Annotated in this window: 20 protein-coding genes, 1 tRNA gene, 1 other RNA gene and 1 pseudogene; 10 read left to right on the top strand and 13 right to left on the bottom strand. The window is 40.0% G+C overall.

Translation table 11 applies throughout. From position 1 onward, the window contains the following. The first annotated feature begins 93 nt into the window (after positions 1-93). From yefM to rlmD, 3 genes are read left to right on the top strand one after another with little or no spacing between them, the layout of a single operon-like run. A complete protein-coding gene (gene yefM, locus DPV92_RS02540; RefSeq protein WP_111353519.1) occupies positions 94-345 on the top strand; it encodes a YoeB-YefM toxin-antitoxin system antitoxin YefM in 252 nt (83 codons plus the stop codon). Beyond that, complete coding sequence (locus tag DPV92_RS02535) at positions 342-596, top strand: Txe/YoeB family addiction module toxin (protein ID WP_111353518.1); 255 nt, start codon at positions 342-344, stop codon at positions 594-596. The genes yefM and DPV92_RS02535 overlap by 4 nt, the downstream gene beginning before the upstream one ends. A 13-nt stretch (positions 597-609) precedes the next feature. Next, on the top strand, positions 610-1941 hold the full coding sequence (rlmD, locus tag DPV92_RS02530; RefSeq protein WP_111353583.1) for a 23S rRNA (uracil(1939)-C(5))-methyltransferase RlmD: 1332 nt from the start codon (positions 610-612) through the stop codon (positions 1939-1941). A gap of 97 nt (positions 1942-2038) precedes the next feature. On the opposite strand, the gene gmhB is transcribed toward rlmD, so the two are convergent. From gmhB to DPV92_RS02510, 4 genes are all read right to left on the bottom strand, one after another. After that, on the bottom strand, positions 2039-2587 hold the full coding sequence (gmhB, locus tag DPV92_RS02525; RefSeq protein WP_111353517.1) for a D-glycero-beta-D-manno-heptose 1,7-bisphosphate 7-phosphatase: 549 nt from the start codon (positions 2585-2587) through the stop codon (positions 2039-2041). Further along, positions 2577-3056 carry a thioredoxin-dependent thiol peroxidase gene (gene bcp, locus DPV92_RS02520; protein WP_111353516.1) on the bottom strand — a complete coding sequence of 160 codons (480 nt, stop codon included), beginning with the start codon at positions 3054-3056 and terminating at the stop codon, positions 2577-2579. Before bcp ends, gmhB begins: the two co-directional genes overlap by 11 nt. A 74-nt stretch (positions 3057-3130) precedes the next feature. Continuing rightward, complete coding sequence (gene hemW / locus DPV92_RS02515; RefSeq protein WP_111353515.1) at positions 3131-4288, bottom strand: radical SAM family heme chaperone HemW; 1158 nt, start codon at positions 4286-4288, stop codon at positions 3131-3133. A 59-nt stretch (positions 4289-4347) separates the two neighbouring features. Further along, positions 4348-5493: a 5-methyltetrahydropteroyltriglutamate--homocysteine S-methyltransferase gene (locus DPV92_RS02510; protein ID WP_111353514.1), complete on the bottom strand. Its 1146-nt coding sequence runs from the start codon at positions 5491-5493 to the stop codon at positions 4348-4350. 344 nt (positions 5494-5837) lie between these two features. On the opposite strand from DPV92_RS02510, the gene DPV92_RS02505 reads away from it, so the two are divergent. From DPV92_RS02505 to DPV92_RS02485, 5 genes are all read left to right on the top strand, one after another. Next, positions 5838-7433, top strand: coding sequence for a lactate permease LctP family transporter (locus tag DPV92_RS02505; protein ID WP_111353513.1), 1596 nt, complete (start codon positions 5838-5840; stop codon positions 7431-7433). A gap of 229 nt (positions 7434-7662) precedes the next feature. Then, entirely contained in the window at positions 7663-8400 is a 738-nt protein-coding gene (locus DPV92_RS02500) for a (Fe-S)-binding protein (RefSeq protein ID WP_111353512.1), read from the top strand. A gap of 1 nt (position 8401) precedes the next feature. Continuing rightward, positions 8402-9811, top strand: coding sequence for a LutB/LldF family L-lactate oxidation iron-sulfur protein (locus tag DPV92_RS02495; RefSeq protein ID WP_111353511.1), 1410 nt, complete (start codon positions 8402-8404; stop codon positions 9809-9811). A gap of 12 nt (positions 9812-9823) precedes the next feature. Beyond that, entirely contained in the window at positions 9824-10522 is a 699-nt protein-coding gene (locus DPV92_RS02490; protein WP_111353510.1) for a LutC/YkgG family protein, read from the top strand. Between the two features lie 88 nt (positions 10523-10610). Beyond that, positions 10611-10687, top strand: a tRNA-Val gene (locus DPV92_RS02485). 275 nt (positions 10688-10962) lie between these two features. Here the strand turns inward: DPV92_RS02485 and DPV92_RS02475 are convergent. The 4 genes and pseudogenes from DPV92_RS02475 to leuA form a co-directional block, all read right to left on the bottom strand. Further along, positions 10963-11130, bottom strand: a pseudogene (locus DPV92_RS02475) (transposase); the annotation flags it as partial. Positions 11131-11487: 357 nt separating this feature from the next. Further along, a complete protein-coding gene (locus tag DPV92_RS02465; protein WP_111353509.1) occupies positions 11488-12705 on the bottom strand; it encodes an aromatic amino acid transport family protein in 1218 nt (405 codons plus the stop codon). Positions 12706-12807: 102 nt separating this feature from the next. Continuing rightward, positions 12808-14022: an aromatic amino acid transport family protein gene (locus tag DPV92_RS02460; protein ID WP_111353508.1), complete on the bottom strand. Its 1215-nt coding sequence runs from the start codon at positions 14020-14022 to the stop codon at positions 12808-12810. A gap of 171 nt (positions 14023-14193) precedes the next feature. Further along, positions 14194-15744: a 2-isopropylmalate synthase gene (gene leuA / locus DPV92_RS02455; RefSeq protein ID WP_111353507.1), complete on the bottom strand. Its 1551-nt coding sequence runs from the start codon at positions 15742-15744 to the stop codon at positions 14194-14196. 531 nt (positions 15745-16275) lie between these two features. Here leuA and DPV92_RS02450 point away from each other — a divergent pair. Further along, a complete protein-coding gene (locus DPV92_RS02450) occupies positions 16276-17082 on the top strand; it encodes a Cof-type HAD-IIB family hydrolase (protein ID WP_111353506.1) in 807 nt (268 codons plus the stop codon). A 317-nt stretch (positions 17083-17399) separates the two neighbouring features. Further along, complete coding sequence (locus DPV92_RS02445; protein ID WP_111353505.1) at positions 17400-18560, top strand: efflux RND transporter periplasmic adaptor subunit; 1161 nt, start codon at positions 17400-17402, stop codon at positions 18558-18560. 104 nt (positions 18561-18664) lie between these two features. Here DPV92_RS02445 and DPV92_RS02440 read toward each other — a convergent pair whose 3' ends face one another. From DPV92_RS02440 to DPV92_RS02420, 5 genes are all read right to left on the bottom strand, one after another. Beyond that, entirely contained in the window at positions 18665-19897 is a 1233-nt protein-coding gene (locus tag DPV92_RS02440; protein WP_111353504.1) for a uracil-xanthine permease family protein, read from the bottom strand. Between the two features lie 159 nt (positions 19898-20056). After that, positions 20057-21571 (bottom strand): sodium/proline symporter PutP, encoded by a 1515-nt coding sequence (gene putP / locus DPV92_RS02435; RefSeq protein WP_111353503.1) that lies wholly within the window; start codon positions 21569-21571, stop codon positions 20057-20059. 101 nt (positions 21572-21672) lie between these two features. Further along, on the bottom strand, positions 21673-22242 hold the full coding sequence (locus tag DPV92_RS02430; protein ID WP_111353502.1) for a 5-formyltetrahydrofolate cyclo-ligase: 570 nt from the start codon (positions 22240-22242) through the stop codon (positions 21673-21675). 14 nt (positions 22243-22256) lie between these two features. Then, a non-coding RNA gene (ssrS, locus tag DPV92_RS02425) (6S RNA) lies at positions 22257-22438 on the bottom strand. A gap of 88 nt (positions 22439-22526) precedes the next feature. Next, entirely contained in the window at positions 22527-22838 is a 312-nt protein-coding gene (locus DPV92_RS02420) for a cell division protein ZapA (RefSeq protein WP_111353501.1), read from the bottom strand. Positions 22839-22988 lie beyond the last annotated feature (150 nt).

Here is a 22988-nt window from a genome sequence, read left to right as displayed (position 1 = left end):
CATTCACGCAGAGAAAAGTAATCTGAGCCTGATATTGCATTCTCTAAGCGACAAATGTACAATCTTTTGTACAACTTTTCTGAAGGAATTTATATGCAAGCTATTTCTTATTCGCAAGCCCGTCAAACTTTAGCCAAAACAATGACTTCAGTCGTGGAAAATTATGAGCCTGTGCTAATCACTCGCACTACGGGCGAAGATTGTGTGCTTATTTCTCTAGCACATTATCGCTCACTGGAGGAAACCGCTTATTTACTTCGTTCACCTACCAATGCACAACGCTTACTTTCAGCCATTGAGCAACTTCGCCAAAATGAAGGGCAAGAGAGGGAATTGATTGAATGAAATTGACCTTTGCCGCCCCCGCTTGGGAAGATTATTTATATTGGCAAGCAACTGACAAAAAACAACTAAAACGCACCAATAATCTCATCAAAGATATTCAACGAACGCCTTTTGAAGGTATAGGAAAACCTGAATCATTGAAGTTTAATTTAAGTGGTTTTTGGTCTCGTCGAATTGATGAAAAACACAGGCTGGTTTATGCCGTAACTGATGAAGCAATTTTAATTGCTTCTTGTCGTTATCATTACTAATTTACTCTATTTTATGGCTCTTTTTTATACTCCTAATACTGCAAAGAACTCTGCAAAAATATCGCCAAAATCTACCGCTCGTCAAACGGTAAAAATTCAATCTTTAGATTATCAAGGTTTAGGGGTGGCAAAACTCAATGGCAAAACCTGGTTTATTGAAAATGCCTTGCCCGATGAAGAGGTAGAAATTCAAACGCTGGAAGAAAAACGTCAATATGGACGGGCAAAAGCGGTCAAAATTTTGAAAAAATCTGCAAAACGTCAAACACCCTTTTGCCAATATTATGCTAAATGTGGTGGTTGCCAAATGCAACATATCGACCTTGACTTGCAACGCAAGGCAAAGCAAAAAGCACTATTTCATCGCCTGCAAAAATTGCAAGCCACACCTATTGATTTTCAACCTATGATTGTTGGAAGCGACAAATACTACCGCCGCCGAGCTCGATTGAGCATTGCTCAACAAAAAAATGAGTGGGTGATGGGCTTTAGGCTACAAAATTCTAACCAAATCATACCGCTTGAACGTTGCGATATTTTAGAGAAACCACTTGCCGATTTACTGCCGAAACTGCAACAGCTTGTGGTGATGTGGCAAAACAAAAAATTGCTTGGGCATATTGAGCTCGTGCTTGCTGATAATGGCATTGCAATGTTTTTACGCCACTTAGGCGAAATGAATGAGAAAAACCGCACAACACTGCTTCAATTCGCAAAAAAGGAACAACTTTCTTTATTTATAATGATGGAAGAGAATCAACTAGAACACTGGTTTGGCAAGCTTCCTTACTATCAAATCAATGGCTTAACACTCCATTTCGGGATTCGTGATTTTATTCAGGTAAACCGTGAATTAAATCAGAAAATGGTTGAAACAGCCTTAAATTGGCTCGATATCCAACCGCAAGATCGCATTTTAGATCTCTTCTGCGGAATGGGAAATTTCACGCTACCGATCGCGCAAAAAGCGAATTATGTTGTGGGTGTAGAAGGTGTCGAAGAAATGGTTAATCAAGCAAAAGCGAACGCCAAAACAAACAACTTAAGTAATGTTGAATTTTTCCAAACCAATTTGGATGAACGCTTTGCCGATCAGCCGTGGGCTGATAAACCGTTCAACAAAGTGTTATTAGATCCCGCCCGTAACGGCGCACTATTTGCTTTAGATCACTTATGTGAACTCAATCCTGAATGCATTGTTTATGTTTCTTGTAACCCTGCGACTTTAGTTCGTGATGCTGAAAAACTGATTCAAGCGGGCTATAAATTAGAAAAATCTGCCATGATTGATATGTTTCCACATACAGGGCATTTAGAGTCGGTTTCTGTGTTTGTAAGGCATTGATATATAATAACTTTTCAGTAACAATTTTGTCTACTATGCCTAATAAAACACCAGTGGTAAGATCTGCAAATTGTTTTGCAAATCTTATCGCTTGAAGTTATTTCACAAATCTCACCAAATCCACCAAGCTATCAAGCACTAAATCCGCTTTTTCTCGTCCTGTTTCTGTAATTTCTTTGCCTGTTTTAACTAGTACTTTAGTTTGCACACCTGCAGCTTCGGCAGCCAGCAAATCTTCTAATTTATCGCCCACCATATACGATTTGGCTGGGTCAATGTTGAGATCTTTAATCGCTTGGAAGAACATTCCTGCTTTGGGCTTACGGCAATCGCAATCTTCACGATATTCGCCTTTGCCTTCGGGATGATGTGGGCAGTAATAAATACCATCAAGCACCACGCCATAATCTTCATCAAGCGACCAATCCATCCATTCAGTTAGTTGGGTAAATTGCTCTTCGCTGAAATAACCACGTGCAATACCTGATTGATTTGTGACCAACACGAGTAAATAGCCTTTATCTTGCAGCTGTTTTAACGCTTTGCCTACGCCTTCGATAAATTGGAAATGGTCGATTTTATGCACGTAACCGTGATCAATATTGATTGTACCGTCGCGATCTAAAAAAATAGCTTTATGCCCCATAATTTTCCCCTTTTAGGTAATCAATTACCATTTGATGATGTTCGCTAGTTTTAAATTTATCAAATACTTTTTCGATCACGCCTTGCTCATTGATTAAAAAGCTAATGCGATGAATGCCGTTATAGGTTTTGCCCATAAATTTTTTCTCGCCCCATACACCAAAGGCTTCTGCTACTTGATGTTCTGGATCTGAAAGCAGCGTAAAGTTCAGCTCTTTTTTCTCAATAAATTGAGCTAATTTTTTCGGAAGATCTGGGCTAATGCCAAGTACTTCAACGTTTAAAGCGTTAAGTTCTGAGCGGCTATCACGTAAGGCGCAAGCTTGAGTGGTGCAACCTGGTGTGAGGGCTTTTGGGTAGAAATAAACAAGGACTTTTTTGCCTACAAATTGAGAGAGAGAAACAGGGAGTTCGTTTTTATTTAAAAGGGTAAATTGAGGGGCCAAATTGCCTGCTTTTAAGGTATTCATTTTGTTAAAATTCCGTAAAAATAAACCGCTTGTATCTTATCACAAGCGGTTATTTTCTTAAATTTTTTTGCTAATCAATCCAAAAACTTCTCCAGCAGTTCATTTAAGAACAACTTGCCGTGTTGGGTAATTTGCCAATCTGTTTCGGTTTCGGTAATGTAATTTTGCTCCAACGCCCAATCCATTGTAGGTTTAACCACTTTTGCCGATAACCCTGTGTACATTTCGAATTCTACCTTTGGCACAGCTTCGAGTAAGCGGAAGCGGTTCATAAAGAACTCAAAAGGGCGATCTTCAAGGGCGATTAACTCTTTGCTGTATTGGTATTCGCCACGCATATAGCCTTTCGGATGTTTGGTTTTGCTAAAGCGGTAAATTTCGCCCGTTGGGTAGCTAATTTTACCGTGTGCACCACAGCCGATGGCAAGGTAATCACCAAAACGCCAGTAGTTTAAATTATGTTGGCATTGAAAACCTTTTTTAGAGTAAGCAGAGGTTTCGTATTGTTCGTAGCCTGCTTCAGTTAAAAGCTGATGCCCTTGTTCGAAAATATCCCACAGCTCATCGTCATCAGGCAATGTTGGCTGGCGATAATAAAACATTGTGTTTGGCTCAATGGTGAGTTGATACCAAGAAAGATGCGGTGGGTTTAACGCAATACCTTGTTTTAAATCTTCCAATGCCTGTTTTACCGATTGGTTTGGCAAGCCGTGCATTAAATCGATGTTAAAACTTTTTAAGCCTGCACTTGCAGCATTTTGAGCAAATTTGACTGCTTGTTTCGCCTCTTGGCTGTCGTGAATTCGCCCAAGTTTGAGTAATTTTTCTGGCTCGAAACTTTGAATCCCCATTGAAATGCGAGTTACACCAGCTTTAGCGTAACCAATAAAACGCTCTGCTTCTGCCGTACCAGGATTGGCTTCAAGGGTAATTTCTAAGCCTTGTTCAAAGGGAATGCGTTTTTGAATTTCGCTCAATAAATGCCCGATGCCTTCGGCTGAAAATAGGCTTGGCGTGCCGCCGCCAATAAAGATGGAATAGATTTTTCTCTCGCCAATAGCCTCTTTGTAAGCGGTCAAATCTTGCGATAAATCTGCAAGTAGGTGTTCGATATATTCAGCTTCAGGAATAATGCCTTTTTGTGCGTGGGAGTTGAAATCGCAATATGGGCATTTTTGCACGCACCAAGGAATATGAATATATAAGCTAAGCGGTGGAAGGGTTAATTGCATCGTTTGACCTTAAAAAGAAAACGCACCGAAGTGCGTTTTTCATCTGTTGTTATTTCTTTTTATTCGCCCCAAACTTCGCGGGCAATCTCTCGAATAAATGCAAGTTTCGCCCATTGTTGTTCTTCGGTCAAGATATTTCCTTCCTCGGTTGAAGCAAAACCACATTGCGGGCTTAAGCAAAGTTGATTGATATCCACATATTGCGTTGCCTCTTTAATGCGAGCGATGATTTCATCACGATTTTCGAGTTCGCCACTTTTTGAAGTTACCAAGCCAAGCACCACTTGTTGATCTTTAATAAAGCGGAGAGGTTTGAAATCGCCCGAGCGGTCGCTATCGTATTCCAAGAAAAAACCATCGACACGGCAAGTGCCGAATAATGTTTCTGCCACAGGCTCATAACCGCCTGAGGAGAACCACGTTGAGCGGAAGTTACCGCGACAAATGTGCATCGTAATCGCAAGATCAGCAGGTTTCGCATCAATGATTTTGTTTACCATATACACGTAATCTTTAGCGATTTGGTCTAAATCGAAACCTCGCTCTTGGTAAGCTTTACGCTTATCTTCTGCACAAAATTCGCCCCAGCTTGTGTCGTCTAATTGAAGATTACGGCAGCCTAATTGGTAGAAAATTTGCATTGCCTTGATGTAAGCATCTGCAATATCATCTAAAAGTTGTTGGTTGTTGTTTTCGTAACGTGGAATCGCCACATAATCCGTTGCACGTACGTTAGTAATTAAATGCAACATTGATGGCGAAGGAATGGTTAATTTTACTTCGGTATCGCCTGCTAATTTTTGTAACGAACGGAAATGCTCTACAAATGGATGCGATTCAGAGAAATCAATTTTATCCACGATTTTTAAGGTTTTTGGACGAACGTTGTGATGTTTGAATTGTACTGAGAATTTTTCTGCATCTACTTCTTCTACACCATCAAGGGCACTCAAGAAATCTAAGTGCCAGAATGTACGGCGGAATTCGCCATCGCTCACCGCGTGTAAGCCTACCGCTTTTTGGTGTTCAACCAGTTTGGCAATTTCGCTATCTTCCACCTGGGTTAAATCTGCACAAGAAATATCACCACAAGAACATTGCTGACGAGCGTGTTTTAACGTTTCAGGGCGTAAAAAACTGCCGACAATATCAAAACGGAACGGGGCGGAAATACGAGGTTGTGCATTTGGGAAAAGGTGAGACATAAAAAATCCTTTGTTGTCATTTAAATCTGTTATAAGAATTGTAACAAACTTTCACTTTACTCAAGTTGAAAATTTCGTTTCTTTATTATGAATAACTTTCATTTTAAACCTATACTAAAAGCACGCTAAACGATTTTAGTTGGGTAGTTGGGCTAAAAATCGCTACCTCTTTTGAATTATCTCGAAAATAGTTCTTCTATTTTTTAATCAATTAAACTTAAAAAGCGTGATCTAATTCACAAAACTGTAACATTATCCTATCTTTATTTAATAAGTTGTTTACAATCGAGCCCGATTAGCAATTGCTATCAGAAAAAAATATTTCTTTTTTGTAGGTGAACCTTATGGCTCTATTTCTTAGTATTTTCCCAATAGTATTATTGATTTACCTAATGGTAAAACGTAATGCTCTTCCATCTTATGTTGCTTTACCTTGGATTGCAGCAGTAGTATTAATTATTCATTTGGTCTTCTTTGCAACGGATGTTTCTATTATTAGTGCAAAAATTGCATCAGCGGTGGTGGATGTATTAACGCCTGTAACGGTTATTTTTGGTGCGATTCTCTTTAACCGCTTCTCGGAAGTGTCTGGCGTAACAAACACACTGCGTAAATGGTTAGGTAACATTAACCCAAACCCTGTAGCACAGTTGATGATTATCGGTTGGGCGTTTGCTTTTATGATTGAAGGGGCAAGTGGCTTCGGTACACCAGCAGCCATCGCAGCACCAATCTTAGTGGGTTTAGGTTTCAACCCAATTCGTGTGGCGATTGTTGCGTTAATTATGAACTCAGTGCCAGTTTCATTCGGTGCAGTAGGTACACCAACATGGTTCGGTTTCGGTCCATTGAACCTTCCAGAAGATAAAATCTTAGAGATTGGTTCTATGACAGCAACGATTCACTCAATTGCGGCATTTATCATTCCTGTGATTGCGTTAAGTTTTATCGTAACTTGGAAAGAAATTCGTCAAAATATCGTTTTCATTTACTTAAGTGTATTAGCTTGCGTAGCACCTTATTTCTTACTTGCTCAAGTAAACTACGAGTTCCCATCATTAGTAGGTGGTGCAATTGGTATGTTCTTATCAATCTTCTTAGCAAATAAAGGCGTTGGTTTAGCGAAAGTAGAAAATACTTTAGATAACACCGCCGTAACAGGTAAAGAAGTTGCAAAAGCATTGTTACCAACAGGTTTATTAATTGTTTTCTTAATCTTAACCCGTGTTAAACAATTACCATTCAAAGCAATGATGAACAATGCGACTGAATGGGTCGGTATGCAATTAGGTTCATTAGGTCACTTTGAGATCAGTGAAGGTTTAATTTTCAGCCTGAAAAATATCTTCGGCACAGGTATGAACGCAAGCTATAAATTACTTTATGTACCAGCGTTGATTCCATTTGTAATCACAGTATTAATCGCAATTCCTGTGTTCTCAATGTCTGCAAGCAATGTGAAAGGTATTTTCTCAAGCAGCTTAAAACAAGTTCGTAACCCATTCATCGCTCTAATCGGCGCGTTAATTATGGTGAACTTAATGTTAGTGGGTGGCGATGAGTCAATGGTGAAAATCATCGGTCGTAGCTTTGCTCACGCGACAGGGGAATATTGGACAATTTTCGCATCATATTTAGGTGCAGTAGGTGCATTTTTCTCAGGTTCAAATACCGTTTCGAACTTAACATTCGGTAGTGTACAATTATCAACAGCTGAAATTACAGGTCTCTCTGCTTCACTTGTTCTTGCATTACAATCTGCAGGCGGTGCAATGGGTAATATGGTGTGTATCAACAACATCGTAGCAGTAAACTCTGTATTAGGTATCGAAAACCAAGAGGGTGCAATCATTAAGAAAACTGTAGTACCAATGTTTATCTACGGTGTTATTGCAGCAATTGTTGCTTTAACGGTGATTCCATTATTCTTTAATGTGTAGATAATTTCCTAGGGCTTTTGCCCTAGGATAAGCATAAATCAGCACCTCATTGCTGAATGTAAGAAATTTAAAACATAACCGCTTGAAAGTCCCAAAGGGGCTTACTTATGCGTAACCTATGGCGTCAGCTATAGGAAAAACACTAAAAGGAAGCATTTGCTTCCTTTTGTCATTTATGGCTTTCTAAATACGATTATTTCTTATTTTTATTTATTAGGTGGGAATTCAAATGAACGTGAATTTTTATGTAACCTGTATCGCAGACATTATAAAAAGCAATGTGGCGAAAAACAGCGTGTTATTGCTCGAAAAACTAGGCTGTAACGTGATTTTCCTTGAAAAACAAGGCTGTTGTGGACAACCTGCAATTAACAGCGGATATGCAAAAGATGCCGTAGCAGGAATGAAAAAATTAGTTGAAACTTTTGAAGTGAATGATTATCCAATTGTAGCCCCAGCGGGTTCTTGCGTATATGCAATCAAAAACTACTCAGAATATTTCACTCGTTTTGGTGAACCTGAATGGGCAAAACGTGCAGAAAAAGTTGCAAATCGTTTCCATGATTTAACCGCTTTTATTGTGAATGTTTTAGGAAAAACCAACGTGGGCGCACGCTTAACAGGCAAAGCCGTTTATCACCCATCTTGCAGCTTAACGCGTAAATTAGGCGTGGTGAATGAGCCATTAACTCTACTTCAAAATGTAAAAGGGTTAGAGTTAATGCCAATTCACAACCAACAAACTTGCTGCGGTTTCGGCGGCACATTCTCGGTAAAAATGGCAGAGATTTCAGGTGAAATGGTGACAGAAAAAGTAGTTAACATTTCAGAAGTAGATCCTGATTATTTAGTCGGTGCAGACGTAAGCTGCTTAATGAATATCGCTGGTCGTTTAAGCCGTGAAGGGAAAAACGTAAAAGTGATGCACATTGCGGAAGTGTTAATGCAAGAAGAGAGAGAAGCCTAAAATGTCACATTTACAAACAAGCACGCTACCATTTAAACAACGCGTTGACCAACAAGTTAATAACGAAATTATGCGTAAAGCGGTGGTAAAAGCTCAAGAAACCATCGGTGCAAACCGCCAAAAAATGGTAGACGAATTAGGTAACTGGGAAGAGTGGCGCGATCTTTCTAAACAGTTCCGTAATCACGTTTTAGCAAACCTAGACGCGTATCTTTACCAATTAAGCGAAAAAGTGACGCAAAATGGTGGTAAAGTCTTTTTTGCAGAAACTGCTGAAGAAGCGACCGCTTATATTCGCAAAGTCGCATTAGAAAAAAAGGCAAAAACCATTGTGAAATCTAAATCGATGGTAACCGAAGAAATCGGTATGAACCACGTTTTAGAAGCGGAAGGAATTAAAGTGGTAGAAACCGACTTGGGCGAATACTTACTACAAATCGTGGGTGATAAACCTTCTCACATTGTTGTGCCTGCAATTCATAAAGATCGCCACCGTATTCGCAAAGAATTGCATGAAGTTTTAGGCTATGAAGGCAGCGAACAACCAGAAGAGATGAACGCTTTTGTGCGTAAAACCTTACGAAAAGATTTTTTAGAAGCCGATATTGGGATTTCAGGCTGTAACTTTGCCGTGCCAGAAACAGGTTCTGTCTGCTTGGTAACTAATGAAGGTAACTTACGTTTGGCTACCACGGTACCCAAAACACACATCGCAGTAATGGGAATGGAACGTATCGCTCCAACTTTCAAAGAGGTGGATGTGTTAATCACCATGCTTTGCCGCAGTGCGGTGGGGGCGAAATTAACCGCTTACAATACTTGGTTAACAGGCCCTCGCTTAGAAGGTGAAGTTGATGGTCCTGAAGATTTTCACTTAGTGATTGTTGATAACGGTCGTTCAAAAATTTTAGAGAGCGAATTTGAAGAAGTTTTACGTTGTATCCGTTGTGGTGCGTGCTTGAACACTTGCCCTGCTTATCGCCAAATTGGTGGACACGGCTACGGCTCAATTTATCCAGGCCCAATCGGTGCGGTGATTTCTCCGTTACTTGGCGGTTACGATGAGTTCAAAGAATTACCATATGCTTGCTCATTGTGTAATGCGTGTAACAGCGTTTGCCCTGTGAAAATTCCACTGGCACAGCTTATCTTAAAACACCGTGAAAAATTGGTGGAAGAAGGGCTTACACCGAAACTTGAACAAATTGAAATCAAAGGTTTCACTTTTGCCAACTCACATCCAACGCTTTGGAATGCGGGCGTGAAAATCGGTGCGAAATTGGCAGGTAAATTTATCAAAAATGGTAAAGCCCCAATCCAAGCAGGTGCATTGGGCGAATGGACAAAAGCACGTGACTTACCAACGCCAGAAGGTGAAAGTTTCCGCGAGTGGTTTGCGAATCGTAAATAAAAGGACAACACAATGAACGTAGAAAATAGAGAGAATTTTTTAAATAAATTGGCGGCGAAAATGGGGCGTGAACGTAAACTCGTGCCAGATCAAATGGATACGCCTGTTAACGATCACCCAACCACACGCTTAACCCATTTATCGCAACAAGAGCTTTGCGAAGAATTTATGAACTTCGCTAAAGTGTTACTGGTGGATGTGGTAGAAACCAAAGAAGCTGATGTTGCACAAGCCGTTGTGGATGTTTGCCAAAAATACGGTGGCGGTAGCGTGGTGTTAAATAACGATGCACGTTTAAATGCATTGGGCATTACTGATGCGGTAAAAGCACACTTCGACAGCTTCGTGTGGGATTTCCAGCAAGATGAAGAAAACATCGTGAAATCTGCAGCGGCAAACATCGGGATCGTTCACGCTGAATACGGTTTAACCGAGTCTGGTGGTATCGTGTTATTTGCGACCAAAGACAATGGGCGTTCAACCAGCTTGCTTCCAACGACTTCTGTTGTCGTAGTACGTAAAAGCCAAGTATTGCCACGCGTGGCACAATTAGCACAAATTTTGCACCAAAAAGCCCAAGCAGGCGAACGTATGCCATCTTGTATCAACATTATCTCAGGCCCAAGTGCGACAGCGGATATTGAGTTAATCAAAGTGGTTGGCGTACACGGTCCTGTATCAAAAATTTATGTGGTGATTGACGATCTATAAATTTGCAAAATATGATGTATAAATAACCGCTTGATGCGAAAAAGAGTTGCATCATTTCTGCTTTTTCAATAGAATACAAACCAATTATGCGACTATAGCTCAGTTGGTTAGAGCACCACCTTGACATGGTGGGGGGCACTGGTTCGAGTCCAGCTAGTCGCACCATAGCTCCTATTGTAGCCTTTCGTAACCGCTCACAAAAGCCTTGTGTAGCCTAGTTCGAAAGGCTTTTTTATTGCTTTTAATCAACGTAACTTAACGTATTAAAACGCATTTGACCGCTGATTTATGTAACCACGATTGTAACCACGGTATAATGCCGAAATCTCGTGGTTACAAAAAATGTGTTTAAGGTGGAATAAATGCCTAAAGTAACAAAACCTTTGACTAATACAGAAGTAGATAAATCAAAGTCAAAAGATAAAGAGTATACTCTATCAATTCTTAATTCCGTTTATGTGGTGATGATTTTCAGTAAAATGCGTGCTGTGATTGATGCGAAAATAGCTAAATTCACTGACATCAAGCATATCATAACGACGAAAAGTATCCGTGTGCACTATGCTATCAGGCTTAACTTTCTCTCGGATAATTGGCAATAATGTTGCCTAAATGGAATTTTTAGTCGTTATCTAGTACAGCCCCAACTTTTTTAAAAGAACTGAGTGATAAAGCGAATGAAAAGGGCTATTTTCCTTATAAATGCAGGGATGTGAGAGGTGCTTATACAAGTTTGAAGTATTATATGAATTATTTATTCACCTTTGAAAGGTATATTGAAATAAATATCGAAAATACGACACATAGGCCAGAAGGATTATTTAACCATCTAGAGCGTCAATTAAATAATCATAATGGATTAACGAAAAAATGTAAGGTGATGTTTATAAAAGATTTTTTAAATAAAAAGAGTTGCTAACATTTTGAAAAATAAACGTTAGCAACAATTTTGTCCACTATGCCTATTAACCAGCCACTGGCGGTAAAATGCCCGTTTCCATTAAGAATGGAATGATCATAATAATCACGCCCATAATCAGAGCTACGATTAACGCCAAGTTTCCGCCTGCAACGCGATATGGAAGATTTGGATGTTGTTGACGGGTTTTCCACGCTAAGCCGATTGGAAGCACTAAGCCGTAGAATGCGAAGAGTAAACCCGCATAGCCTAATGCTGCGATAAAGCCGTTTGGATAGAACAACGCAAACGCAAGCGGTGGAATAAAGGTTAATGGGGTTAAAACTAAGCGGTTATTTGGTAAATTCACGCGTTTGAGTAAATCGCCTACGCCTTCAAAGATCCCCATTGCTACACCTAAGAATGAAGTAATCAATGCCAAGGTTGAGAAGATTCGAACCATCTCGCCCAAAATTGTACTACCTGTGATTTGGCTAGTCGCCTTGACTAAGCCGTTTAAGGTTGCATCTTGTTTTAATAATGTCGCAAACTCATTTTGGCTTAATACGCCGTGCGTTGCTAATTGCCATAAGAGGTACGCGGTTAATGGGATTAACGTCCCGATTAACACCGCCACGCGGATTTTTTTGATGTCCGCTTCTAAGTAGCTATTGATGCTACCCATAATTACGTGGAAACCGAAAGATGTGAAGAAAATCGGAATCGCTGAAATCACTAATAAGTTATCAAGTGGCACTGCGGTGAGGTTTTCCAATTTAGCTTTCGGCAACATCATCATCAATACACCGATAAATGCAATGATTTTGCCGATGAAAAGCACTCGGGTTAAGCCGTCCACACCTTTAATCCCTACAACCACAAATGCACCAAGAATAAGGGTAAAGATTAAAATCCCAACTTTTAATGCGTTATCAGCTCCTAAACTTTCAGGCAAAATCCCTGAAACGAGTGAACCACCACCTGTGATATAAGCGGCTAAAAGTGCATAAAGTAAAATTAATAAACTTGCAGTTGCAAGCACTCGTCCCGTCATACCGAAGTATTGCTCTGCAAGGCTTGCTACGCCGACATCTTGCTCTTTTGCGGTTTGATAAACTTCCATAAAAAGCAAGCCTGTGTAGGTAAGCAGTAGCCATAAACCGACTAACAACACCAACGTCACCCCGAATCCCATCCCAGCTGAAGTCAGTGGCATCGCCAGCATCCCCGCACCGATGGTCGTGCCTGCAATCATTAAGGCACTGCCCAAAATTTTATTTTTCATAAGCTCTCCTGTATATAAGAAGGTTGCATTCTAGCAAAGAATGTTCAAAGCGGAATAGCTTTTATAAATTTCTTTACAAAATCAACAGCTTGAGAAATATTTCTAACCCACAACCTGTGGCAATAAACCTTGTTGGATTAAGAATGGTACAATCACGATAAATACGCCAATTACTAACGCGATAATCAATGAGGCTTTGCCACCTTTTACGCGATATGCTAGGTTTGCATTTTGGCTACGTAAACGCCATACCATCGCAATTGGTAACACGACAGCGTAGAACGCGAACATTTGCCCAGCATAACCTAACGCGGTAATAAAACCTTGCGGGTAGAAAAATGCAAATAACATTGGCGGTAAGAATGTCAGCAAGCCTAAACTTTTACGCCCTGCATTGATGTTCACACGTTTGAGCAAATCTTCCAACGCCTCAAATAAACCTAATGCTACCCCTAAGAATGAGGTAATTAAAGCAAGGGCAGAGAAAATTCGAACTGTAGTGCCAATAATAGAACTGCCTGTAATATAGTGAGCGGCTTCTGCCAAACCGTTTAAAGTTGGATCACGCTCTAAAATTTCCATAAATTCAGTTTGACTTAATACGCCGTGAGTCGCTAATTGCCATAAAACATAAGAGATAAGTGGAATTGCCGTACCGACGACAATCGAGATTCGCAATGCTTTTACATTACCTTCAAGGTATTTGTTTAAGCTTGGGATTGAGCCGTGGAAACCAAATGAGGTAAAGAAAATCGGCATTGCAGAAATCAATAGTGCATTATTGATTGGCATTGCTAATAAATGACCTATGGTTACTTTCGGCAGTAATAGCCCCAACACTAAGATAAAAGCCAAGATTTTAGTCGCAAAAATAATGCGATTTACGGCATCTACGCTAGTTGTACCTACCACAATAAAGCTTCCGAATACTACGGTGAAAATCAAGCCCGCAATTTTGATTGTGGTTTCTGTATCCACAATGGTTGGAAGTAATCCACCTAAAATTGAGCTACCACCTGAAACATAAGCAGATAAAATAGCGTAAAGGAAAATAATGAGAACAGCGGTAGAAATTACTCGCCCAAATGTGCCGTAATATTTTTCTGCCAATGTGCCTAAGCCTGCATCGCTATCTACAGTTTGATACGCTTCAACGAATAGCAATGCCGTAAAGCAAAGTAGCAGCCATAAAGAGACGAGAAGAACCACGGTAAAACCAAACCCAATGCCCGCTGAAGTTAAAGGCATCGCTAACATTCCAGCCCCAATTGTTGTTCCTGCAACAATCAGTGTGCTTCCGAGTGTTTTATTTTTCATACAATCACCTGTCAATAAAAATGAACGGTTTGATTGTAGCGAAAAATAGAGATTTTGCTACTCTTTTTTGCTAAAAAGTAAAAATAGTTTTGCAGTGTAATAATAAGTTTACAAAATAAAATGGGATTGTTAATTGTAACAATCCCGTTTTTTAAGTGTGTTAAATGTTAATTAAGCTCTTTTAGCCTTTAAATGTGCCACTTTATGTGCACGATAAATTGCGTTGATGGCGTGAATTAACGCACGAGCCGAAGATTCCACAATATCTGTCGCTAAGCCAACGCCGTGGAATTTACGCCCTTCGTGCTCTACCACAATATCAACTTGCCCTAACGCTTCTGCGCCTTCGCCTTTTGCAGTAAGGTTGTAGTGAGACATTTTTAGATCTAAACCTGTGATGTTTAAGATCGCATTGAATACAGCATCCACAGGACCGTTACCGCCATTTGATACTTGGCTTAATTTCTCGCCATCTAATTCAACCTGTACAAATGCAGAGGCTGGAAGAGTGCTAATGGTTTGTGAGGTGATTACATCTAATTTTAAACGATCTTCATCGCCAGAACGCATATCAATGAATGCAAGGGCTTCTAAATCGTAGTCGAACACCTGACCTTTTTTATCGGCAAGTTCAAGGAATGCTGTGTAAAGTTTATCTAAATCGTAATCGCTATCTTGGTAACCCATTTCTGCCATATGATTACGCACCGCAGCACGACCTGAACGAGCGGTTAAATTTAATTTCTCTTTTTTCAAGCCAATAGTTTCTGGCGACATAATTTCGTAGGTGTTTTTATTTTTCACCATACCATCTTGGTGAATGCCGGATGAATGTGCAAACGCATTACTGCCCACAATTGCTTTGTTCGGTTGAATTGGCATATTGCAAAGCTGGCTTACCATTTGGCTTACACGATGAATTTCTTGAGTGTTAATGCGAGTGTCCAAGCCGTTGAACATATCTTGACGGGTTTTGATTGCCATTACCACTTCTTCAAGCGCAGTGTTGCCTGCGCGTTCTCCGATGCCGTTGATGGTACATTCAATTTGGCGTGCACCGTTTAACACCGCAGTTAAAGAATTTGCGGTTGCCATCCCTAAATCGTTATGACAGTGCACCGAAATTACTGCTTTATCGATATTTGGCACGCGGTTTACCACATCAGCAATAATGCTGCCGTACTGGGTTGGTAAGCAGTAGCCCACTGTGTCTGGGATATTTACCGTTGTTGCTCCAGCTTTAATCGCAGCTTCAACAATACGGCAGATGTTATCAATCCCTGTACGCCCTGCATCTTCACACGAAAATTCGACATCATCGGTGTAGCCTCTCGCACGTTTTACTGCGTGAATTGCCATTTCTACGACATCTTCAAAAGAGCGTTTAAGTTTCGCTTCAACGTGGAGTGCTGAGGTTGCAATAAAGGTGTGAATACGAAAAGCTTCCGCCACTTTTAACGCTTCTGCTGCCACATCAATATCTTTATCTACCGCTCGAGAAAGGGCGCAAACACGACTGTTTTTGATGTTTTGTGCAATGGTTTTTACAGAGTCAAAATCGCCCGCGGAAGAAACGGGGAAGCCTACTTCCATCACATCCACGCCTAAACGCTCTAACGCCAATGCGATTTGCAATTTCTCTTTTACCGTTAAGCTTGCTTTCAGTGCCTGCTCGCCATCACGAAGGGTGGTATCGAAAATAATTACATTATTGTTTGCCATAAACATTCCTTATTAAACTTGCGTTTAAGTATTCTAGATAAAAAAAGACCCGCATAATCGGAGGATATGCGGGCAAAGTTTGGATAGTGAACTAACTTCTTTCAGATAACCTTTAGCCTCGCACGGAATGCGATAACAGAGATAATCGGAGTGAAAGTAGTTTTTCCATGTGTGTTGTGTGTGTTTATGTTTGCATTGTTATTCAGTTGATGGGCGTTATCATAGCGGTAAAAAAATCTATGTCAATAGCATTTTTCACTTAAAGCAAACGATTATCTTATATTTTTAAATCAGTGTATAGAATAAAAAACCAAAAAATAAATCTATTTTAGATATAAATATAGTTAATATTCAAGGATTACTATATAAACGCAAACTAGATTTGTAAATAGAGGATTTTTTATCTTTATAATTACTTTATGAAGAAAATAAATTACTTTTTGATATATTCTATAAGAAATCGCTATTTGCTTTGCGAGAGTAGCTGAATTTTGATAGCCTATCGTAAATTTTTGTCAAAAGGTAAAGAAAATGACATATCCCTATAAAGCCATTATTTCAGATTTGGATGGCACACTGCTAAATGCCGAGCATAAAATCGGTGATTTTACGATTGAAACCCTCAGCCAACTTGCCAAAAAAGGCATTGATATTTATATCGCCACGGGTCGCAGCTTACCAGATGTAAAACATATTATTCGTAAAGTGAATGTAGATGAAGCGATGTTAGTCACATCAAATGGTGCACGAGCGAATTTTCTTTCGGGTGAATGTGTCTTAAACCATCACTTACCTGAAGATCTTGCTGTTGAGCTTATGCAAGTAGAATTTGACTCCTCACGCATTTGTTTAAACACTTATCAAGGTGATGAGTGGTTTATCAACATTGATTTAGAATCGCTACGCAAATTCCACAAAGATTCGGGATTTACCTATCAAGTGGTCGATTTTAAACATCATCACGGCAAGCAAACGGAAAAAGTCTTTTTTATCGGTAAAGAATTAGCAGACCTTTTGCCTATTGAGAAAAAAATCCGTGAGCAATATGGCGACCAAGTTTATATGGTTTACTCCACGCCACAATGTTTAGAAGTGATGAACAAAGGTGTTTCCAAAGCCAACGCCTTAGAAGAACTTGCCGAACGCCGAGGCTACACGCTCAAAGATTGCCTTGTTTTTGGCGATGGAATGAACGATTTTGAAATGCTTAAACAAGCAGGCAAAGGCTGTGTGATGGGCAATGCTGACCCACGTTTGAAAAAAGCCTTGCCCAATAATGAAGTGATTGGGTTTAATAAAGATGAAGCAGTGGCTAGATATATTAGGGATATTTTTTAACTTAGTAAGCATATACCCTCGCTCCTTGTGGGAGAGTGATAATTTCAAGGCGTTCAGCATTGAAATTCGGAAGAGGGGTAAGCGGGCAATTTTGAATGATCTTTTGCAGTTGTGATATCACACTCTCTCTTCCCCTCTCTCTGCTTGCCGCAACTGAGCATTGCGTCAATCTGTCTCTTTCCCACGAGGGGAGAGAGTGAATGTTGCTCTTTCCTACGGAATATAGGAGTAAAGATCACAGGTAAGAAGAAGATTGAACCAATCTGCAAAAAATCAGTCAATAATCACCGCTTGTTAAACTACTATTTGGATATTGAATGAAATTAAAACCGATTATTTTGGGCTTGCTACTGGCAATTGGTGTAGCGAGTTATTTTTATATAAAAAGCAGCGATAATGCTGAGCAAATTTACTACATCACCGAACCTGTAACTAAAATGACGCTTGATAAAAGCGTTCTAGCAACAGGCTCTGTGCGAGCAAGCCAACGCACCGAAGTAGGCGCTCAGGTGTCTGGTAAAATCATTTCTCTCAACGTCAAACTTGGACAAGCGGTTAAAAAAGGAGATTTGATTGCAGAAATTGATGCTAGCAACCAAAGTAACAGCTTAAGCACGGCGGAAGCAAATCTAGCCTCTTATCAAGCGAAATTGAAATCGGCACAAGTGGCGCTTGATGTTGCACAATCGAATTACAACCGTTTAAGCCAGCTCTACAAAACGAACAGCACCTCACTTTCTGAGTTAGAAACCGCAAAAAATACGCTTGCCTCTGCTAAAGCTAGCGTGGACGAAGCAAAATCGCAAATTAAATCCGCCCAAATTTCGGTAAGTGATGCAAAAACCAATTTAAATTACACCCAAATCCTTTCCCCAATGGATGGGGTGATTGTGTCTGTGCCCATCTCGGTTGGACAAACGGTAAACTCAAACCAAACTTCACCAACGATTGTACAAGTAGCTGATTTGTCTAAAATGTTGATTAAGCTGGAAGTTTCAGAAGGCGATATTGCACAAGTACAAGCAGGGCAATCGATCCGCTTTACCACATTGGCTGAACCAAACCATCCTTATGAGAGTAAGATTGATACCGTTGATCCTGCTTTAACAACATTAACTGACAACAATTACACCGAAGAATCAGGAAATACCGAAGCGGTTTATTATTATGCCAATTCGCTTGTAGGTAATTCCGAAAATAGATTGCGAATTGGTATGACGGTACAAGGGCAAATCAACATTGCTAAACGTGAGAATGTGCTTGTTGTGCCGACTTCCACACTGAAAAAACAAGGCGATCAAACGGTTGTGCAAGTGCTGAAAAATAATAAAGTGGAAGAAAAAACAGTGCAAACAGGCTTAAAAGATAGCCAATATACAGAAATTCTGTCTGGGCTTGAGGAAGGGGAGCAAGTGATTGTCACACAACGCTCTGGACAAGAAAAAGTTAGTTTTGAGCCGAAGAGAAGGATGTTTTAGAATGAGTATGTAGGAAAAAAGTTGGTAAAAACGAGTTAAAACCTTAATTAATAAGGAAACATCTAATTTTTTACCAACTATTTATCCTTCATTTTTTGAATAAATTATTCTGACATTTGCCCTGATGCTTTTGGTAAAACTAAATTCATCAGAATTGCAGCAATTGCACAAAGGCTGATGCCTTTAAGTGAAAATTCGCCTACATTGATAAGCATACCACCAATACCAAAGGTCATTACGACGGAAACAATTACAAGGTTGCGTGCTTCACCCATATCTACTTTCGCTTTGATAAGCGTACTCATCCCTACTGCAGCGATTGAGCCGAAGACAAGCATCATAATACCGCCCATTACAACACCTGGAATGGTTTGCAAGAATGCACCCACTTTTCCGCAGAATGAAATAGCAATAGCCCAACAAGCCGCCCAAGTCATAATGGTTGGGTTGAAGTTTTTGGTAAGCATTACCGCGCCAGTTACTTCAGCATAGGTTGTATTTGGTGGACCACCGATCATTGATGCTGCAGAGGTTGCGATACCATCGCCCAATAAGGTACGGTGTAAGCCTGGTTTTTTCAGGAAGTCTTTACCCGTTACAGAGCTGATTGCCATAATCCCGCCCACGTGTTCAACTGCTGGTGCGATAGCAATGGGAAGCAAGTATAAAATCGCATCCAAACGGAACTCTGGCGTTGTGATTGTAGGTAAATCAAACCAAGATGCATTTTGAACTGGCGTGAAATCTACAATGCCTAAGAAGAGAGATAGTAGATAACCCACAACGATACCAAACATAATCGGCACGAGCTTCATCAAGCCTTTGGCGAAGACGGCAACAATCACAGTGGTAATTAAGGTGACCATTGAAACAAACATTGCAGTGTCTTGTGAAATCGCACCATTCGTATTTTTGCCTAATGCCATATCAACTGCCACAGGTGCTAAGCCTAAACCAATGATGATAATCACTGGGCCAACAACCACAGGCGGGAAAATTCTGTCCATAATTTGTGCACCTTTCCATTTTACAAGGGTACTTAAACAGAGGTAAACCAGGCCCGTACACGCTAAACCACCCATAGTGACTGCAATTCCCCATTCTTGCACACCATACTGAATTGGCGCAATAAAAGCGAAAGAGGAGGCGAGGAAAATAGGTACTTGACGTTTGGTACAGAGTTGGAAAAGGAGAGTACCGACACCTGCAGTAAGTAGTGCGGTATTTGGATCGAGCCCCGTGATAAGCGGAACTAACACTAAAGCACCGAAAGCAACAAAGAGCATTTGTAAGCCTACAAAGGCTTGTTTCGGTCTGCTAATGGTTTGATTGTTCATGGAAGTTTTCTCAGTTGTGATAATAAAAACAAATTGGTTATCTTTCGACAACTGAAAGTAAATTATACTAAAAATCAGACCGCTTGGATATGGGAGAGAGAAAAAATCCTTTTAACTGTTTAACAATTAAAAGGATTTTGCGATTAAATTAAGTAATGATTATTGTATTTCATTGAAATATGCTTTATTCGCTTTTTGAAAGGTTTCGGATATTTTTGCATTTGGTGCTGGTGTGATGAGAGAAATCACGACAATCATCAGTGTTGCAAGTAAGAAACCTGGAATCATAGAATACATTTCTGGTAATTCAAATAAAGCGGTTAAATCTTTCCAGAAATAAACAATTAATGCCCCTGTAAGCATTCCAACTATAGCGCCTAAACCGTTCATTCGTTTCCAGAATAAAGAGAGTAAAACAATTGGACCGAATGCAGAGCCAAAACCTGCCCACGCATCTTTTACTAATCCAAATACTTGACTGTTTGGATCTTGAGCGATATAAATTGCAAGGGCAGCAACAGCGAGCACCATTAAACGGCTTAACCAAACGAGTTCTTTATCAGAGGCTTCTGGACGAAGGATGCCTTTGTATAAATCTTCGGTAATTGCACTTGAGCAGATCAATAGTTGGGCTGAAAGTGTGCTCATTACAGCAGCCAAAATAGCAGAAAGTAAGATGCCAGCAATCCAAGGGTTGAATAATAATTTTGCCAGTTCAATGAAAATTTGTTCGTTGTTATGGCTTACTACACTAGCTTGTTCTGGGTGTACGAAGAAATAAGCCATACCAAAATAGCCAATACCGATTGCACCAGCAAGGCAAATGATCATCCACGTCATACTAATGCGACGAGCATTTTCGAGTGATTTAACGCCTTCTGCAGCCATAAAACGAACCACAATATGTGGCTGACCAAAATAGCCTAAACCCCATGCCATTAAACTCGCTACGCCCAGCAAGGTTGTGCCTGTAAACATATCGTTGTAGTTACGTTGAGCGATTGTTTCTGCATGTGTGATAGCTGCCTCCATTACCTCAAAGCCACCAATATTCATCAGCACAAAAACAGGTGTAAGAATTAATGCGAAAAGCATCAATGTGGCTTGAATGGTATCCGTCCAGCTTACCGCTAAAAAACCGCCGATAAAGGTATAAAGAATCGTAGCAACAGCGCCATACCAGATAGCATCAGCGTAAGGCACGCCAAAGAGATTTTCGAATACGCGAGCACCAGCTACAACGCCAGAAGCACAATAAACAGCAAAGAAAAGTAAGAAAATCAGTGCAGATAGGATTTTGATGATACGGGTTTTATCGCTAAAACGGTTGTGGAAATATTCTGGTAAAGTTAAAGCATCGCCAAAATATTCTGTGTGCGCACGTAAACGCCCTGCAACCAATTTCCAGTTAAGATAAGCTCCTAATGTTAAGCCAATTGCCAACCAAGCTTCAATTAAACCGCCCGCATAAATTGCCCCTGGTAATCCCATTAGCAACCAACCAGACATATCTGATGCGCCCGCAGAAAGTGCGGTAACAAAGCTCCCTAAGCGACGCCCACCTAAGATGTAATCAGAGAGATTATTGGTAACACGATAGGCGATAAAGCCAATTAAGATCATTCCTAACAAATAAATCAGGAAAGTAGTTACGGTTGGATCTAAGCCAAACATTATGTATCCTCTTAAAATTTTAAAGAAAAGAGATTACTGATTTTTTGTAAAATTTCAACTTAAACCTCATAAAAAGGAGGATTTTTTTGATTTAAGCGGGTTTATTTCGCAATAATTAAATGATGCAGCGGTTTATCCCAAGGCTCAAGTGGTAGCTTTTCTACACATTGACAAGTGTGAGCCAGCCCTACGCGAATTGCTTTTGGATTTTGTTCAAAAGTGCGATCGTAAAAACCGCCACCGTAGCCAAGTCGCCCAAGCTGTTTATCACAGCCAACAAGCGGTGTGAAAATCATCTCAATTTGCGAAGTTGGGATCACATTCCTTACATCTAATTTCGGTTGTAACAAGCCCCACGGATGTTTTTCTAACGGTGTGTTAGCTTTGAAACGAGAGAATAGCAGATTGTTTTTTGAGAAGGGATGAATAATCGGTAAGTAGCATTTTTTGCCTTGTTTACGTAGCTCTTCAACTAATACAAGCGGTGAAATTTCGTGTTTAAATGGCAAATAAACAGCGATATGTTCAGCTTGCTGTTTTTCGATAATATCTAATGCAATAGGAACGAGATCGTATGAGGCCTGTAACTGTTTTTCAGCCGATAAATGTGAGCGTTTTTCAAGAAGTTGTTTACGAAGAACTTGGCGGTCTGTTTGAATGGAAGATTGCATAGCAAATAGATGATGAGGTGTCCGAAGTGCCGCTATTGGTAATAGTCCTTGAACCAGAAGGTTCAAGGGAGTCGAACGTATTTGTTTTTAGGCTTCTTACTTAAAGTAAGCATGCTCACCAACAACTGGATGCTCAACTCAAAGTTTTAAATTATCGGCTCAGGGACGTAACCAATAACGCACACCCCAGACGGGTTAGAATATTAACGGAATTTTGCCTTTTTTCCTAGTCTTAAACGTAATTTATTTTACGTTTGTCTAGCTTTTAGACGAGCATATAATAGTTATTCATCAACCGTAATTGATGCGGTTGGCTGGAGTTTATTCAATGAACTATCAAGCTGTTGAATACAGTTTTGCAACACATTTTTATTGTTTTCGTTGTGTTGTTTTTCAAGCTCAAGTTCATAGTTTAGATTAAGTGCTACGATTGCTAACACTTTTTCTAACTGAATAATGCCCGATTGTTCTTTTAGAACGCCTACTCGCTCCTCCAAATGTTGCGCGGAAATAAGTAGATTTTCTTTCTGATCAGGTGGACAATTCAATCGCAAAATTTGCCCAAAAAGTTGTATCTCAATGTTATTTGCCGACATAGCGAGCTGTCCTTATCAATAGTAAATTAGTCAATAAAAATTGGTTTATTATGCCATTATTCAATTTAATCATAAATAGAAAATCGGTGAATTTAATTCCTCTCTTTTAATTATTTTGAGGTAAATCAGCACAATAGTCGGATTTTTATC

Origin of the sequence: Pseudohaemophilus paraphrohaemolyticus, assembly GCF_003253115.1 — a bacterium.
Classification (GTDB): domain Bacteria; phylum Pseudomonadota; class Gammaproteobacteria; order Enterobacterales; family Pasteurellaceae; genus Haemophilus_A; species Haemophilus_A paraphrohaemolyticus_A.
Note: the sequence above shows the minus strand (reverse complement) of the source record. Positions and strands in the feature narration are given on the sequence as shown.